Annotated in this window: 15 protein-coding genes; 1 reads left to right on the top strand and 14 read right to left on the bottom strand. The window is 43.3% G+C overall.

The features are described from left to right. Positions 1-389: 389 nt before the first annotated feature. The gene (amrA, locus tag HQK80_11100) at positions 390-980 is read right to left on the bottom strand and encodes an AmmeMemoRadiSam system protein A (GenBank protein ID MBF0222755.1); all 591 of its coding nucleotides are present in this window, start codon (positions 978-980) and stop codon (positions 390-392) included. A gap of 688 nt (positions 981-1,668) precedes the next feature. Here amrA and HQK80_11095 point away from each other — a divergent pair. After that, positions 1,669-2,760: an ATP-dependent 6-phosphofructokinase gene (locus HQK80_11095; GenBank protein ID MBF0222754.1), complete on the top strand. Its 1,092-nt coding sequence runs from the start codon at positions 1,669-1,671 to the stop codon at positions 2,758-2,760. Between the two features lie 482 nt (positions 2,761-3,242). On the opposite strand, the gene HQK80_11090 is transcribed toward HQK80_11095, so the two are convergent. From HQK80_11090 to HQK80_11030, 13 genes are all read right to left on the bottom strand, one after another. Beyond that, entirely contained in the window at positions 3,243-3,539 is a 297-nt protein-coding gene (locus tag HQK80_11090; GenBank protein MBF0222753.1) for an HNH endonuclease, read from the bottom strand. Continuing rightward, the gene (locus tag HQK80_11085) at positions 3,532-4,827 is read right to left on the bottom strand and encodes a bifunctional folylpolyglutamate synthase/dihydrofolate synthase (protein MBF0222752.1); all 1,296 of its coding nucleotides are present in this window, start codon (positions 4,825-4,827) and stop codon (positions 3,532-3,534) included. The genes HQK80_11090 and HQK80_11085 overlap by 8 nt, the downstream gene beginning before the upstream one ends. Then, the gene (locus HQK80_11080) at positions 4,824-7,007 is read right to left on the bottom strand and encodes an ATP-dependent helicase (GenBank protein ID MBF0222751.1); all 2,184 of its coding nucleotides are present in this window, start codon (positions 7,005-7,007) and stop codon (positions 4,824-4,826) included. Before HQK80_11080 ends, HQK80_11085 begins: the two co-directional genes overlap by 4 nt. A gap of 86 nt (positions 7,008-7,093) precedes the next feature. Next, a complete protein-coding gene (locus HQK80_11075; protein ID MBF0222750.1) occupies positions 7,094-7,978 on the bottom strand; it encodes an HDOD domain-containing protein in 885 nt (294 codons plus the stop codon). Positions 7,979-7,989: 11 nt separating this feature from the next. After that, positions 7,990-8,472 carry a chemotaxis protein CheD gene (locus tag HQK80_11070; GenBank protein ID MBF0222749.1) on the bottom strand — a complete coding sequence of 161 codons (483 nt, stop codon included), beginning with the start codon at positions 8,470-8,472 and terminating at the stop codon, positions 7,990-7,992. Between the two features lie 18 nt (positions 8,473-8,490). Further along, positions 8,491-10,212, bottom strand: coding sequence for an OmpA family protein (locus tag HQK80_11065; protein MBF0222748.1), 1,722 nt, complete (start codon positions 10,210-10,212; stop codon positions 8,491-8,493). A gap of 108 nt (positions 10,213-10,320) precedes the next feature. Then, positions 10,321-11,328, bottom strand: a complete 1,008-nt coding sequence (locus HQK80_11060; protein MBF0222747.1) for a hypothetical protein — start codon at positions 11,326-11,328, stop codon at positions 10,321-10,323. Continuing rightward, positions 11,318-11,998 (bottom strand): ABC transporter ATP-binding protein, encoded by a 681-nt coding sequence (locus HQK80_11055; GenBank protein MBF0222746.1) that lies wholly within the window; start codon positions 11,996-11,998, stop codon positions 11,318-11,320. Before HQK80_11055 ends, HQK80_11060 begins: the two co-directional genes overlap by 11 nt. A 13-nt stretch (positions 11,999-12,011) precedes the next feature. After that, on the bottom strand, positions 12,012-13,028 hold the full coding sequence (locus HQK80_11050) for an AAA family ATPase (GenBank protein MBF0222745.1): 1,017 nt from the start codon (positions 13,026-13,028) through the stop codon (positions 12,012-12,014). Further along, the gene (locus HQK80_11045; GenBank protein MBF0222744.1) at positions 13,025-14,233 is read right to left on the bottom strand and encodes a putative DNA binding domain-containing protein; all 1,209 of its coding nucleotides are present in this window, start codon (positions 14,231-14,233) and stop codon (positions 13,025-13,027) included. Before HQK80_11045 ends, HQK80_11050 begins: the two co-directional genes overlap by 4 nt. Beyond that, a complete protein-coding gene (locus tag HQK80_11040) occupies positions 14,230-14,547 on the bottom strand; it encodes a hypothetical protein (GenBank protein ID MBF0222743.1) in 318 nt (105 codons plus the stop codon). The genes HQK80_11045 and HQK80_11040 overlap by 4 nt, the downstream gene beginning before the upstream one ends. A 65-nt stretch (positions 14,548-14,612) precedes the next feature. Then, the gene (gene lexA, locus HQK80_11035; protein MBF0222742.1) at positions 14,613-15,230 is read right to left on the bottom strand and encodes a transcriptional repressor LexA; all 618 of its coding nucleotides are present in this window, start codon (positions 15,228-15,230) and stop codon (positions 14,613-14,615) included. After that, positions 15,227-15,908, bottom strand: a 682-nt coding sequence (locus HQK80_11030) for an integron integrase (GenBank protein MBF0222741.1), incomplete at its 5' end; no start/stop codon positions are given. The genes HQK80_11030 and lexA, both read right to left, overlap by 4 nt.

Genomic DNA, 15,908 nt, shown 5'->3' with positions numbered 1-15,908 from the left:
AACAGCGGCATATTGTTGTTTTACCTGCCCCAATTTCTCCGGTCAGAAGAACAAAGCAATTGTCGGTTTCTATGCCGTATTGCAGGTGGGCTAGTGCTTCTCGATGTCTATCGCTCATAAACAAAAAACGTGGATCAGGGGATATTGAAAACGGCTTATGTGTTAATCTGAAATAGTTCTTATACATTTAATTAGGAGTACAATTTCATATTTGTATCCGAGCTTATCTGGATAATGATAAAGGCAGCTGCCGGATCATATAGCCAGCAGGTTATTAGAATTAATCGGAATATTGCCTGAAAGGCATTAATAAAAAATCTGAACAGGGCTGGTCAAACCTTGCCTGGTTTGGGACTTATGGGAGTTATATTGCAGAGTACACTAAGAGACTAAAATGTTCGAGAAAACGATTGAACTTGATAGGTTTCAATGTCGGTACTACCTGTTTTCCAGGCATCTTCAGGCAGGCCGGCCTTTAGAGCCAGCTGCGATAAGAATGATTCTGGGTGTGGTAACTGTTGCCAAACCTGTGGTAAAAAGGTTGCTGAGGCTGAACCCTTTCTTAAAATAACACCATCAGTACCGACTTGTATTTTTGTTACTAACTCCTGCCAATCTTTATATTCGAGTGTTTCAGGAGTGCTTAAGACACTGACTTCAACTTCAAGCTCCTTAAGTTCATCAGCGGTGAGCGGCTTAAATCGATAGTCGTTGAAGGCGGCATTGAGGGCATTTGACCGAACACCCTCCGCAATGGTCTTGTCTGAAACAAGAGTACCAATACAACCTCGTAAGTTCTGGAGTTTTTTTAAGGTAACGAAGGTGCCACCGGCCACGTTAAAGACAGGTGCGGTCAATGCCTCCCTCACATCATTTACTTCAGATTCAGACGCCGGCTTGCCTAGATGTTCTGCTATGGTCTGATAGGCGTGTTGAATGAGTGTCAGACCATCTTCTTTTGTTAACTCCGAATTATTCATAGGTCATTTTTCATGGTTTCAAAAACAAAACCCATAGTCAAATTGACTATGGGTTTTGTTTTTCATCCTAACTAATCAGACTGCTGAATCATCCACAGGATCCAGAGCCACATCCTCCGCTACCACATCCCCCACCTCCGCCACTTACCGGAATAGTTGAAGATATTGAAAAGCCTGATCGGTGACCCTCATCATTATAGTCAACCTTAATGTCACCGCAGTTTTTCATTAAGTCATTATCAACAAGGAACTTAACACTATCGTTGTCAAAAGTTTCGTCTGAATCTTTTGGCTCATCCAGAGCCAATCCCAATGAAGGGCCGCTTCATCCGCCTTGCATTAATGCAATTCTAATAGCCGAGTCAATCTTGTTTTCGTCCATATACTCTTTTAACTTAGTAATGGCCAATTGAGTAACATCCAACATGTGTAATCCTCCACGTAAATATAGAAATAATAAGTTGAAATCGTGTCAGTATTCTTTCGCTATACCCTAAGTTTCAAATAACTTCAAGTCAAGGGGCCAAAAACAAAAAATCAAATATCAGGCCGTAGACGCTCGACTAATTTCCAATTAATTTTTGCTGAATTTTTCTAGACAAGTTTTTAAAATCTGTGCAATACTTGTATTAATGAAAGAAATGTGCAGGTATTTCGCTTTAGTCAACTTTTATCGTAGGGTACGCTGATGAAAAAAGTAGTTATCTCAACTGGCGGCGGTGACGCTCCAGGTTTAAACGCTGTAATATACGCTGTAGTTATGTCATCTCAATCCAGAGGATGGGAGGTTTATGGCAGTAAAGGTGGTTATAAAGGTCTAATTGACCTTGACGAACTCGTACACTTAACTCCTGAGAAAGTTGCTGATATAACTTCAATTGGAGGAACAATTCTTGGCTCAACCAACAAGGGCAATCCCTTTGAAATGCCTGTTGAAAATATGGCTGGTGAAATACAACTCCGAGATATCTCTGATAGAATCATGAAAAATTTCACCCGAATGGGATTTATGTGCCATTTTGCCGTTGGAGGTGATGGCAGTCTCGATATTGCCAGACGTTTTTACGAAGAAAAGGGAATGCCTGTCATTGGCATTCCAAAAACAATTGACAATGACCTCTTTGCGACACAATTGACCTTTGGTTTTGATACTGCCGTTTCAACAGCAACCGATGCAATCGACAAACTGCACTCTACAGCCAAATCCCACGACCGCGTTATGGTTGTTGAGGTAATGGGCAGAGGCTCCGGGTGGATAGCCTTAAATTCCGGTATTTCCGGCGGTGCTGACGTTGTTTTGATTCCGGAAATTCCTTTTGACATGGAATCAGTTTGTGAAAAAATAGCTGATAACGAACTCCATGGTAAACATTATGCGATTGTGGTAGTGGCTGAAGGGGCAACTTCCAAAAATTCTGGTGTTATATGTAAAGATGGTTCCTGTGAGGTTGGACGCCAGGAGGTTGTGTTGGGAGGTATCGGTGAATGGGTTGCCAAAGAAGTCCGCGCCAGAACTGGTAAAGACACACGATCACTGGTTCTTGGCCATATTCAGCGCGGTGGTTCACCAACCACCTTTGATAGACTTCTAGCTTTACGATTTGGCGCTGCCGCCGTACGGATGGCCGAAAAAGAGATGTTTGGCCATATGGTAGCACTTGTTGCCGGAGAGATGGAAGCTGTCACCTTAAAGGAAGCAACAAAACGACGTAAACTTGTTGATGTTGACGATGACAAGGTCCTTACCGCCCGCGAAATCGGAATTTGTATGGGGGACTGATAGTTTCAGAATTCTGTTTGTCGTTTTAACCAGCCAAGGTGGCTGTTAAAGAACATTCATCATTCAGGAAAAGCACTTTTTTTCTGCGCATTATCACCCTACAATGGGTAAATCTACTAGTGTCTCGATAGTTCGATATAATCAACAGGAAACCTATTCTCCCCACCCTAACTACTAGTAATTGCGGTGAATCATCTGTTTGTTTTCAAGTGTGGCACGCCTAATGCTATTAACAAAATCAAACAGCATCTTAAATAAAAGATTCACCCGAATGAGGAGAGAAAAAATGAGAGAACTTATCACTACAGCATTGGCAGTAAGCGGATTATTTGTACTTTGTTACCCTGTTGCAATGGTTCTGTTGAATATTGTACTTAATAAAATGGAATCTGAAGCTGCTCAATAATAACTTCAAATAATTCCAGCCAGTTTAAAAAGAGCATATATTCTGTATATGCTCTTTTTTTATAGTAACCTGGGAATTATTTTTCGAGAGAGTCCATATATTCATTCCATTCGAGAGGCAGCATTGATCGTTTTTTCGTATTACATTCTTTACAGGCCGCAACGACATTGCCTTTGGTGCTATGACCGCCTCGGGTGAGAGGCGTTATGTGATCCATAGTCAACTCTTTTGGACTTTTCTTGCAGGAGCAATAATAACATTGTCCCAAACTCAATTTGGCCTGCCACCAGCTTATCTTACGAAGCTGACGGGCGGCATCTCTTTCACGGCGGATAGATATTTCATCAATGCCATCAAACCAGAAATCATCCATCAACAATTTCTCCGCATAAAAACAGACGTGCATATCCGACGAGATAGAGAGATCCTGAGACACAAATAAGATCTTTTTCCGTGGCAATTTCCATTGCGGCGCTGACCGCATCAGTAACTTTCTCATAGGACAGTACTGACTTGCTCTTTGAACTGTCAACACATGCCTGTAACTGCGTAACTGTTGCTGAACGATTTTTATCAGGCATTGTGAAAATAATTTGATCTGCTAATGGCAGAACCAGAGCAAGACATTCAGCATAGTCTTTATCTTTCATTGAGGCCCAGACCAGAATGAGCTTTTCATAAGCAAACTGATTATGCAGTGTATCAACGAGGGCTGTAACACCTGCTAAATTATGAGCACCATCAAGTATAAAGCGTTTAGGTTGACCCTGCTCAGTGAATATCTCAAGAAACTCCAAACGACCTGGCCAATCAACCTGAGCGATACCTTGCCTAACTGAATCATCAGTTATAACAAAATGATGTTGCTTGAGAATCTCAAGGGCTGCCAGGGCAATTGCAGCATTTTCCAGTTGAAACTGCCCTGATAGTTTTAATCGCAACCCAGTGATGTCAGAGAAAACACCCTTATACAAAAATATGGAATCCTCGGCGCCCAGACAAGAAAAATCTTTATTGTAACTGTATGTCAGGGCTTGGTTGTATCTGCTGACAGTTTCAACAACTGCCTTGGCGTCTTCAGTAAGATCACCACACACCACAGGGGTGCAGGGTTTAATGATACCAGCCTTTTCACCAGCTATACAGGTAATGGTCTCCCCCAAATGCTCTTTGTGGTCAATAGATATATTGGTAATTACTGAAACCAGAGGGGTAATGACATTTGTTGCATCGAGTCTTCCACCCATCCCAACTTCCATTATGGCAATATCAACTTCATTTTCAGCAAACCACAGAAAAGCAAGGGTGGTTGTAAACTCAAAGTAGGTAATATGGTCATCTCCAAGAACATCGATAATCTTTTTAGATAATCGTGCAAAGGTATCTTCGTCAATATAGGAACTGTTAATTCGAAAACGCTCACGAACAGAACTTAGGTGTGGAGATGAATAAAAACCAACCGTATACCCGGCACTGGAAAGCACGGCAAGGAGTGTCGCTGACACAGACCCCTTGCCGTTAGTGCCGGCTACATGCACATAACGCATTTTTTTATGTGGGCTTTCAAGGCGCTCCAAAAACAGGTTCATGGAGTCAAGCCCAAGTTTTATGGTGAAAAACTGGAGGTTATCAAGAAATTGCCATGCTTCTTTATAGTTCATTCTTCTACAATTTCCATTTTTGCATAATCAAGATTGATTGTTTTTATGCCATGCCTTAAAAACGATATCTGAACGGTACGAGGTGCAACTGTGCCAAGCACCCTGCCCTCGCCAAAAATTGGATGCCGCACCGATCTCCCTTCGAGAGTATCCTTATCAGAACGTATACTCTGGCGTAATGGTTCCTTTAAACGAGGTTTATGGCTAAACGATGAGGGAAGTACGGGGCCTGGATTGACTCTATTGAGGAGATTAGGGGGTAACTCCTCGACAAACCTGGATACGATGGCCGGTTCAGCAAAACGACCATGTTGGGGTACCTCCCTTGGGTAGGTTAAGTACAACGTTTTACGCGCTCGTGTCGATGCAACATATAAAAGACGTCTTTCTTCTTCGAGTTCCTCGTTAGTTTGAGCCATACTGGAAGGAAACTTCCCTTCAACAAGATGCATGACAAAAACAGTATCCCACTCCAACCCCTTTGCTGAGTGGACAGTCGACAAAACAAGGTTGGCTTCTGGGTCAATTGGGTTGTCATGCGCTGAAAGAGACGGGGGATCAAGTGCTGTATCCTGAATAAATGATTCCAAATCATTATAGGTAGCGATAATTTCTCGAACCTGTTCTAAATCACGGCTTCTATTCGGGTAATCATCATGGTAGATCCTTTCAAAAATATCTTGATAGTAGAGCATCACCTCGTCAAACTGTTGAACCGGCGTCTCCTTCAACTGGATGTTTGTAAGGGCCAGGACAAGGTCGTCCAACCCTTTCTGCCATGTCCCACCCGCTTTATAGGTGCCTATTGCCTTTAATGGAGCATCACTTTTTTTGAGATAATTCAGAACATTTTGAGCCGTCTTCGGGCCGACTTTCTCCAAAAGCAATAATATCCTGTTCCAGGAAAGATTGTCCTGTGGATTATAAAGTACACGTAGATACGAGAGGACATCTTTAATATGCGCGGACTCTGTCAGCTTAAGACCACCACGTTTTTCGAAATGCAGCTGCCTGTTTGAGAGCTCAAGCTCCAACTTATACGAGTGGAATCCGGAACGGAATAAAACCGCAATTTCGTTTAGGGGAGTGCCCTCACTCACTAAGGTGTCGATTGTGGAGGCAATATAATGTGCTTGGTCAGAATCGTTGCGAGCTGAATAGCAGATGGGCTTTTTACCACCTTCTACATTGGTGTAGAGCTCTTTAGTATATTTTTCCTGCGCATTAGCAATAATCCCATTGGTCATATCAAGAATTGGCTGAGTACTCCGATAGTTTTCCTCAAGCCTGATAAGCTTAGTTCCTTCAAAGAGTTCAGGAAACTGCATTATGTTTTTAAAGTCAGCACCTCTAAAAGAGTATATCGATTGCGAGTCATCCCCGACCACCATAACGTTTCCATGTGGACTTGATAAAAGCCGGACAATCTCAGCTTGAATAATATTGGTGTCCTGATACTCATCAACCATAATATGTGAAAATTTTGCCGATATCTCCCGGCTAGCCTCAGGCAGCCGAAGTATCTTCTCAAAATTAACGAGAAGATCATCATAGTCCATAAGATTATGTTCAAGTTTAAACTTGGCATAATGGCGCTGAATACGATCCAGATCGTCAATGAATTCGGAAAGATGCCAGTATCTTGAGTCAATAATATCAACAAGTGATTTTCTCTTATTCACACTCTGACCAAAGATATTAATGATGACTTTTTTTGAAGGAAATCTTTTACCGACCCCACTTAACTCCAGAGATGACTTTAATAGATTAATGATACCTTCAGAGTCAGACCTGTCCAGAATCGTAAACTGTGGTGTATAGCCCAGATGAAAACCATAGCGCCGCAACAAACTGCTCGCCACACCATGAAATGTACCACCAGTAACCTTTTGGCAGGAACTATCCCATAATTGGCTGGCGCGGTTAAGCATTTCATGAGCTGATTTACGTGTGAAGGTAAGCAGTAAAATCTTTTCAGGTGACACCCCTTTTTCAATAAGATGTGCAACACGATAAACAAGTGTGCGGGTTTTGCCGCTGCCGGCACCAGCTATGACAAGTACCGGCCCATCGGTAGTAGTTACAGCTTCGTATTGCGGTTTATTAAGGGAATTCCGAATGATATCTGAATGGGAGGAATCAGGAGGCGTATGTGGATGGAATAGATTCTCTTGTCGCATTGCAGGTCTATACCATAGTGAATATCGAGCTGCAAGGGCTACTGTTTTGAGGCGGATAAACTGACGTGATTCGTGGAAGATTACTTCTACGAGGAAACCATTGAGTTAATAATTTTCTGATACTCAAAAAAGGCATTGTTCATCGATCGGTCAAGCGTTCCCTCATCTGTTGAAAAATAGGAATCACAAAGTGGATCTTCCTCGTACATAAGGGCATCAGCACCGGTCACAGCACCACCAAGCATGGCCATGATATCGCCTAAGTGGACGACATATACCAATGCTTTGTACTTTTCGGGGCTCGTACTGGGTTTATGATGGCAGCGAATTACCTCACAGAGAGCTTCAGGTAATCCCCAGTGCTTGGCAATATGACAGCCGACAAGACAATGATCTGTACCGTAATAAAACTCCTCGGCTTCACGATAGTCATGCAGGAGGTCATTTTCTACTGCGGTGAGAAGATCTGGAGCAGATCCTTTCATAAATCTGGAAAGAATACCTTTACCCAGATCATGCATAAGACCAGCGGTATACGCCTCATCCGGGCTGACCTTTTTAATGCAAACTTTGGCAAGTTCACGAGAGGTCAGGGCTGTAAGTAAACTATGCTGCCATAAGGCACCGCTTTCACCTTCGTAACCCTCCATCGCATCGCGATAAACAGCTGCGCCACACTCTTCCATGGCCAGACCAAAAACTATTTTATCGCCAAGTTGAGGGACAGCTCTTTCCACTGATGTAATTGGTTCCATTAATCCATAAGCGGCACTGTTAACAACCTTCAATATTTTTATGGTCAGGGCGGGGTCATATTTAACGATTTCAATAATATCCTGTATCGAGTGATCCTTCTCAACTACGATCTGCATAAGCTGTGAGGCGCTTTCAGATATGAGTGGGAGTTGATCAACAGTACGAAGAATTTGACCATTTAAAATTCTGGTATTCATAGCGTTTAATCTTTCCATGAATAAGACCTCTACACCAACCAGTCCGGACGTCCCGGAGAATGCAGTTCAACCTTGCCGGAGTCGACCTCAACAGTTACAGTCCTGCTGATGCGCCCACCAAGATCTTCGGCAACCGGCGCCAGTTTCATCTGCCAAAGTATTTTTTTGATGGCCAGAATATTACGTTTTCCGATGTTAAACGTATCTTTCATCTGCGCAACCTGCGCCCCGCCTACCAGTTTAATAATATAGCCTTGTTTGGTTTTACTAAGTTGCGCTACAAGATTTAATAAGGCGGGAACAGCCGTATCAGCGAAACGACCGGGTTGAGCTGTCGCCTGACTTGGGTTTATCTGTGAATCTGAAAGGGCAATATGGGCCATGCCGACTGTTCTGCTTTTAGGCTCTAGAACAATAAAGCCCACGCAGGACCCCAAGGCCATAGTCTTCAGCACCTCACCAGGCTTATTGGTAGCCCCAAAATCACCAACACCAAGAAAAACTGTTTTCATTGAATAACTGTTAGTTAATTATTGAGCAGTTCGCACAGGCAAGGCCCGTAATTTATGGGTGTCAACCTGGTACCCCCAAGGTTTTTTCCCGGTCTTAAAGCTAAATATCCCAGAACTTCCCATACTGACATCAGATGCCCAGGTACAACAGTCTGTCAGTTTAATAAGTGGGGTGATAAAAAATCCATTTTCATTCTTCTGCTCCGGTAAATAGAGTGTCTGGAGCTCATCCTGAGATGCCATCCTCCAGTCAGAAAAACCGCCACCCTGATACTCTTTACAATATTTTTCAGCTGCCGCCCAACCGATATCGTTGCCATTGTCGTGTGTTGCCCACATAAGTCCTGTTTTATTGTCAAGCACCGACTCACTATCGTGAAGTGTGAATCGATTCGTATCGGCTTGCATCCCTTCACGATAGTGATTTATTTGAGGCCCGGAGCTGTCAACTTCATCAATGATAGTAGTTGTAATTACAGCTTCAGCCCTTCTGTTTATTTTTCTGTTAAACTCGTCAGCATTCGGGACTTTTGGTCGGCTTTCGCCATAAGCCTTTGTCGTGATACGTTTTCCATCAACGCCTAAGGTGTTCACAAGAAATTCCCTCACGACATCTGCACGTTTTTGAGACAATTCCATGTTGTAATCATCTGGGCCAAGATCGCAGGTATGTCCTTCTATTACCGTTGTTGTGTCTTGGTGTTGGGTCATGAAATCAGCGATGGCTCGAAGATGATCGGCATATTCAGGTCGAACGACAGCCAGCCCAAAATCAAACTCGGTTTTAAGCTCTACTCGTAACTCTTTTTCAACTTGAAGCTTTTTATAGGTCAAGACAGGCTTAACAGTTTCATCAGAAACAGTCTGCTTTATCGGAACTGAAGTGTTTTGTGGTATATGTTTTTCAACAGGGATGGTTCCAGGTTGAACTCGAGTGGTCGTAATGGTTGAGTCATCAGCAGGAATAATTTCAAACAATACGTTATCCAAGAAATCAACCAAAAGTGCGGGGTCGGAAAGTGCCGTTTCCCTTGTGAAAAACCCGCACATATCAACACCCAATATTTTGTTTAAAAACAGGGTGTGCTTGCTGTCATCACCTAAAAATACACCATAGAGACACAGTCGATTCTCGTAATATTGGGTCTGCAATTTTATTGTTGCCAACACCTCTGAGTCCAGGTTTTCAAAATCGCTAAGCAATACGACTGCAGTATTCCCCTTAATATCCTTAAGCTCATGATATATCGATTCCAAAGCCATAGATAATGGATTAAGCATCGGTCGTTCCGGAGTTATTGAGATAACCGAAGGCTCAAGAGTAGTCTTCTGGCCGTTTGCCATTCCATAGGTGGTCGAAGAGTTGAAACTGTTACGGTCAGCATGAGGACCAAAAATACGAATGCCCTTATTGACCTCTATCCCAACAAGTGAAGCGTTGATCCTGTCAACAAGGTTAAAAGCCCTTTGTCTGATCCGCTGCGGCCCTTGACACTCCAAAAGACGCAGAGAGTCGTCAACTAAAAGTATAAGATTATCGACCTTCTGCTTGTGTTGACCATCGTTAATTCGTGTGCTGAGCAGTTCAACTTTACTGTTAACGGTTGTTTGATTTTGGGTCTCACTGCCCTGCAATTCCTGCTGGCAGACTCGCTGTAACATATCAACTTTTGTAGGTTGGCAGCTGACCAGAAAGAGGCAAATCAAAATGGCGATGAGTCTGATAGTTAATGTTTTCATGTGTCATTCCATGTCAAAATATTGTCAGTACGGATAGATTCAATAGTTTATTTTACATCGTTCACAAAGGTAAACTCAAGAAAAACTATATTTCTTTCGGGCAAGAGGTCAGCTCTCGCCGCCTGCAAATCGATAAAGAATTAGATGATAGGACGTTAAGGCGATAAACATCACTAATAGTATTGATGAAAGATACACCGAAAACCGGATAAACTGTTTCAGATATTGCTGAAGGTCATCGTTTTTAACAATCATTGAGATCGGTGCAACGCAGACTCCAAAAAAAACACTGCCAAGTAGGGTTATATACTGAAACAGTCCGATGTAATAGTACTCTTTTTTTATTATACAAAATGGGCAGCGGTGGTATGGCATTGCGTAAACGTACGAAGAAAACACAGTCGTAATGGCAACAAATGCGATCGGCAAAAACACAATCCAAACTGCGGCATTGGCATGAACTAAAAACATACGATTACACCTATACCATAAATAGTTTAGTGTTAGAATCAAAGTGGCAGCACCATAAAACAGTGTCAACAGTGTCGGTTGTGAGAAAACTCCAAGCAAATTTGATGATGACTGGCTACTTTCACCAAAAACTACAGCACAGCACGAGGTAATTATATCCGGCTCAAGCTTCAATATGTAGAGCGTTTGCAGGCAGACGTCGAGTATCAAAATCGGAAGAAGAGCTAGGAGAAAAATATATTTTTGTTTTAATAGTGGGTAGTTTTCAGAAGAGATATCAAATTGATTTAAGACAATCCAGAACCCATAGAGGAACAGTCCGACAAGTTTAACGGCAAGAGCAGGCAGACCATAAACATTAGCCGTGAAAGAGCCGGTTGCGCACATAGCGCCTGCAATAACCTGACTAAACTGATCTGCCGCCAGAACGAACAGTAGTAAGGAGATTATTTGAAATGCAAGGGCATACTGAACAAGTGTTGAGGCCAGCCATGTTTCATTTTCAAGTCGAATCTGCCTATTGGAGTCACTGGACAAATCCCAGAAACGTATAACCTTTATTGCGGTTATACCAGCCAGCAAGCTTAAGGCGATAACAAGCGCAGACAATAAACTAAGAGCAATACTCCAGGGGCTAAGTAACATGTAGACGCCCGTCTTCAACAACAATAGTAGAATCAATTAAGGGATGTTCGTACACTAATGGGTCATGTGAGGTTAAAATAACTGTTTTACCTATCTTTTTTAAGTCTCCCATGATCTCCATAAACTTATAACTTAATTGGCGATCTAAATGTGCAGTAGGTTCATCTGCCAGAATAACAGGAGGATCATTAACTAAGGCTCGAGCAATAGCAACACGCTGCAACTCCCCTCCAGATATCTGTCGTGCCGTGAAATTAGCACGGTGAGAGATATTCAAAAGCTCTAAAAGCTGCATTGCTTTTTCATTTCTTTTTTTGGGAGGAACACCAAGTGGAAGAAGGGGGAGTTCAACATTTTCTATCACTTTCAAGTCAGGAAGGATATTAAACTGCTGAAATATAAAGCCAATTGTTTGACGTCGATGCAAGGTTAAAAATCGATCCGGTAACCGCGAAAGTTGTTTGCCAGAGATAACAGCTCGTCCCTTCGTTGGCGGAAACACACAACCAATAATTGACAAAAGAGTGCTCTTTCCCGAGCCACTGGCCCCTTTCAGGCAACTCACAGAGTTTTCTTCAAAACTTAAAGTGATATCGTGTAAGGCCGTGACTTCGTTAGCTAAGCCCTGGTTGTATGTTTTAAAAACGTTTTCAAGTTGAATTAAAGACATAGTTTTTCCTGCTTCATATCTGCATACCTATTCCTTTCGCAATTTTTTTTGCAAGTTCCTTAAAGTCTTTTTTTGCATCCTGGACCGCATTGGCATGACTGCCAATGGCGCCGTCAGCCGAAGTCAGGTTGAAAATTGGTTTGCGGTGTTCTTGGGCCATTGGGATAAGACTGCGATAATGTTTGATCGTGGCCAGGCAGTATGGATCTTCATTTTGTTTAACAGTTGCCGCCTGTGCCTGGTTAAGCACTGCTTCCCGATAGACGTTCGGGATGCGGTTGACCCATTTGTCATAGGCCTTTACTGGCCGGTCAAGCCTTACGCTGTGCTGCTGACAGAGATAGCCGATGGCCTGCATCTTCCCCTGTGGGAGTTGGAAAGTTAAATGGTTGCTTATTTCCGCACTATCCTTCCAGTTTCCCAACCTTTTTTGCCACAGATTTTTCCAACTTCTCAAGGTAGGGCCAAGGTTTTTTAAACCTTGCAGGGAGAATAAATCTGCACCGAGGGGTATCACTACATAATCAGTCGCTATGAGAACAGATCGGTTGATGGCTCCCAGATTCGGGCCAATATCAACCAGAATAATATCTGCCTGTACTTTCACGGCAGCCATTTTCATAACTTGCCAAAAAGAACTTAAGATGCGCATGGGGCGGTACAAATTATTATCTCCCATGCTGTTGGGCCACTCGTTTGATAGTGCATCTTCATAACCGGACAGGTTGACATCTCCTGGAATGAGATATAGATCTGTGGCGATATTTTGCAGAATCGGCTCTGCAATATCGCCAACAGCGGTAAGTGGTTTGACACACTGATATATTGTTGAACCGATATCCTGGCTGCCCCATATCTCTTCAATCTTCTCTTCGTCCAAAAACGCGGCGGTCAGATTGGCCTGCGGATCAAGATCGACAATCACAACCCGTTTGCGAAGGCTGGCGTACATCCAAGCCAAATGATATATGAGAGAAGTTTTTCCCACACCGCCCTTGTTATTGAAAAATGTCAACACCGGCTGATTCATGGCTTTCCTCTTAGTGTGCAGACGACTACACTTTGGTTGGTTTCAAAATCAAGATTTGGGTTGCCGTTCTTTTCCATCTCTTTTCGTGCTGTGGCAATGCCTCTTCCAAATGCCTGAATAAATCCGAAGGTCTTCAAAACGTCGCCAATGTTGGGATTGCGATAGTCTGTAATTCCAGGTTTGCCGAAATTTTCGTTGGTTACATTGCCATAAGGGCCGCCGGGGCTGTTGATTTCGATACGATCATTAAACCAGTACACTCGTACAGGAGCATTTGTACCTTCATAGGTCCGATGGAGTACGGCGTTGTAAAAAATCTGTTGAATTGCCGCCGGAGGATATGGCGTGTCAACCTGATGTGTTGCCGTTGAAGTTATGTCAACTGCAGTCCGATTATGAGCCTTTAATTTTTCCTCAGTACGGCGTAGCATCTCGACAAAGCCACCCCCAATGTTTTCTTCATCAATCACCGGGTCGGCCAACTCGCTTCCATCAATTCGTAAAAATTGAACAAAGGAGCCTGGTATAAAATCCTGCGGGGTCTTCCCTATTGATAAAAGTCCAAGTACCGTAGGGGTTGTGTCATCCGGAGAGACGATCATTTTGCATGATGCTAACCGTTCCTCGTAGGTTCGGTTGTTCTCTTCCAGCACATCAGTTGCAAAAGCTGAAGGAAGATATTCATTTTCAAAAATTGTCTTAGATAGATCAGATATTTTTGCCGATGGAACGGGGTAAATATCAAAAGGCAGATTTTTGTATCTTCTTTTTTCAATCAGGATTCGTTCTTCCTGTTCATTAGCGATTGAACGACGAGGTCCTGTTCGTATCCAGATTCTTCCTTCGTATTTTACCGGGGGCATATCAGATGGCATGACTGTGACAATTGCCATTTCTGAACCTTTTACTGTTCGTTTTTCCACTGTAAGAACAGGGAGAGGCAGAATGTTGCCGTCTGTTTTCATGTCAGCCAGAGAGAGTAATAACTGGTCTGTAACTTGAAGCACTGATGGTTCTCCGTTGTCCTTTGCTCCAATAAAAAGAACACCGACATCATTGTGACACGGTAAATCATTGGAAAAAGCGCAGACAGCCTGTCTTGCTTTTTTGGGCGTATCACCCTTAAATGATTCCTTACGTTCTGCTCGGTCCGACTCCGTATCATTTAATAATGCTTCAAGTTCTGTGTCTGTAAGTCTTTTCATTTTTCTATCCTCGTTCCAATACAATTCAAATGGGTCGCACGGTTTTGGAGATTTGTTTGTGCAGCCCATTCATTCCATAATTCTCTGTAGCTCATTGCACTAAAACTGACCCTGCTACTTGAGACAGAATGCAAAAACGTATCTATTTCATATGTTACTTCATCGAAACCATTCTCTTCAAGCATGGAAAGTGTCTTTGGCTGCTTTTTCCAATAAGAAAAGGCATTTACCGCCAGAGCAGATGAAGAATGCACGGCCTTGAATTTCCTCTCAAGTTCGCTACCACTGCCCTGTGTAATATTTTCAAAAAACAAATCAACAGATAAACCAGGAACAAGGTTATCTGCAACATTTTGTTCGTAGCTGTTTTCTTATCAGATTATCGTCTGATGATCCCGACATATTTGCCGACTATTTTTACCCGTGCCATCTCCTCTTTTGGAAAGATTAGTGGCGGATAGGCGGGATTGGCGGCATGCAGCTCAATATGGTCTTTTTTCCGGCGAAATATCTTCAAGGTGGCTTCATGCAAAAGTCCCTCGATCTGGACTGCAACAATTTGACCGCTATTAACCGTGGTCTGTGGGCGAATTATGGCAAGATCGCCATCAATGATATTGGCCTCAATCATTGAGTCTCCACGGACAGTCAGGGCAAAGCATTCATCGCAGCCGAACAGGGCCGGGTCAAGGGGCAGGTCCTCATCCTGGTCTCCAACCGCCTCAATGGGTGCACCCGCTGCAATGCAGCCGTAAAGAGGGATACTCTTCCTGGCCGGACCATCGGCCAGAAGCCAGGAGCGATTTTTACCGGGATTGCCCTTCAGTAGTGCTCCTTTCTCAATAAGCTGATGCAGGATTTTATGGATTCCAGCCGGCCCCTTCAAGCCAAGATGGCAGCATATCTCCCGGACGGAAGGCGATATTCCGTATTTCTCCTGGTGGGTCCGGATAAACCCAATCACACTTTTCTGCCGGGGCGTTAACTCTCTGTTCATCTCAGCTCTCCTCTATTATCTATTGCCGAGGCAGAAGGCGCAGCCGGTGCAGTGAAAAGGGCGTCGGCCGGACTCTTCACCCCCTTTCCTCCCCTACTGAGAACATGGGTATAGATCATGGTGGTGCTGACATCCTTATGGCCAAGCAGTTCCTGGACGGTCCTTATGTCATAGCCCGACTCTAGAAGATGTGTGGCAAAGCTGTGTCGCAAGGTATGACAACTCCCTGGTTTATTGATTAAGGAAACTCTGATTGCCTTTTTTATAGCGCGTTGCAGAATACTCTCTCCAAGGTGATGGCGCCTTTTTACCCCGCTTCGCGGATCTGTAGAGATTTTTGCGGCGGGAAAAACATATTGCCAGCCCCATTCACGATTCGCATTTTTATATTTTCTTTCCAGGGCATAGGGAAGGTAGACTGTGCCATAGCCACGTTTCAAATCAGCTGAGTGGTCGATTTGCACCTTTTCAAGATGAAGTTTGAGCCTATTGCAAATGTATTCAGGAAGCATGGTGATTCTGTCCTTATGGCCTTTTCCGTCACGAACCACAATCTGTTTGTAGCCAAAATCAATATCTTTTACCCGCAATTGCAAACATTCGTTTAACCTCAATCCCGCCCCGTAAAGCAGATTTGCCATGAGCCAGTTTGTTCCATCCAGGCGAAGCAAGATAGAA

The sequence above is a fragment of the Desulfobulbaceae bacterium genome (assembly GCA_015231515.1).
Lineage (GTDB): Bacteria > Desulfobacterota > Desulfobulbia > Desulfobulbales > VMSU01 > JADGBM01.
The sequence above is the reverse complement of the archived record's forward strand: the minus strand, read 5'-3'. Positions and strand labels throughout refer to the sequence as shown.

Bases quoted from the DNA above. Each gene is read 5' to 3' on its own strand.
- amrA (MBF0222755.1), bottom strand. From the start codon at position 980: ATGAATAATTCGGAGTTAACAAAAGAAGATGGTCTGACACTCATTCAA.
- HQK80_11095 (MBF0222754.1), top strand. From the start codon at position 1,669: ATGAAAAAAGTAGTTATCTCAACTGGCGGCGGTGACGCTCCAGGTTTA.
- HQK80_11090 (MBF0222753.1), bottom strand. From the start codon at position 3,539: ATGGATGATTTCTGGTTTGATGGCATTGATGAAATATCTATCCGCCGT.
- HQK80_11085 (MBF0222752.1), bottom strand. From the start codon at position 4,827: ATGAACTATAAAGAAGCATGGCAATTTCTTGATAACCTCCAGTTTTTC.
- HQK80_11080 (MBF0222751.1), bottom strand. From the start codon at position 7,007: ATGCGACAAGAGAATCTATTCCATCCACATACGCCTCCTGATTCCTCC.
- HQK80_11075 (MBF0222750.1), bottom strand. From the start codon at position 7,978: ATGGAAAGATTAAACGCTATGAATACCAGAATTTTAAATGGTCAAATT.
- HQK80_11070 (MBF0222749.1), bottom strand. From the start codon at position 8,472: ATGAAAACAGTTTTTCTTGGTGTTGGTGATTTTGGGGCTACCAATAAG.
- HQK80_11065 (MBF0222748.1), bottom strand. From the start codon at position 10,212: ATGAAAACATTAACTATCAGACTCATCGCCATTTTGATTTGCCTCTTT.
- HQK80_11060 (MBF0222747.1), bottom strand. From the start codon at position 11,328: ATGTTACTTAGCCCCTGGAGTATTGCTCTTAGTTTATTGTCTGCGCTT.
- HQK80_11055 (MBF0222746.1), bottom strand. From the start codon at position 11,998: ATGTCTTTAATTCAACTTGAAAACGTTTTTAAAACATACAACCAGGGC.
- HQK80_11050 (MBF0222745.1), bottom strand. From the start codon at position 13,028: ATGAATCAGCCGGTGTTGACATTTTTCAATAACAAGGGCGGTGTGGGA.
- HQK80_11045 (MBF0222744.1), bottom strand. From the start codon at position 14,233: ATGAAAAGACTTACAGACACAGAACTTGAAGCATTATTAAATGATACG.
- lexA (MBF0222742.1), bottom strand. From the start codon at position 15,230: ATGAACAGAGAGTTAACGCCCCGGCAGAAAAGTGTGATTGGGTTTATC.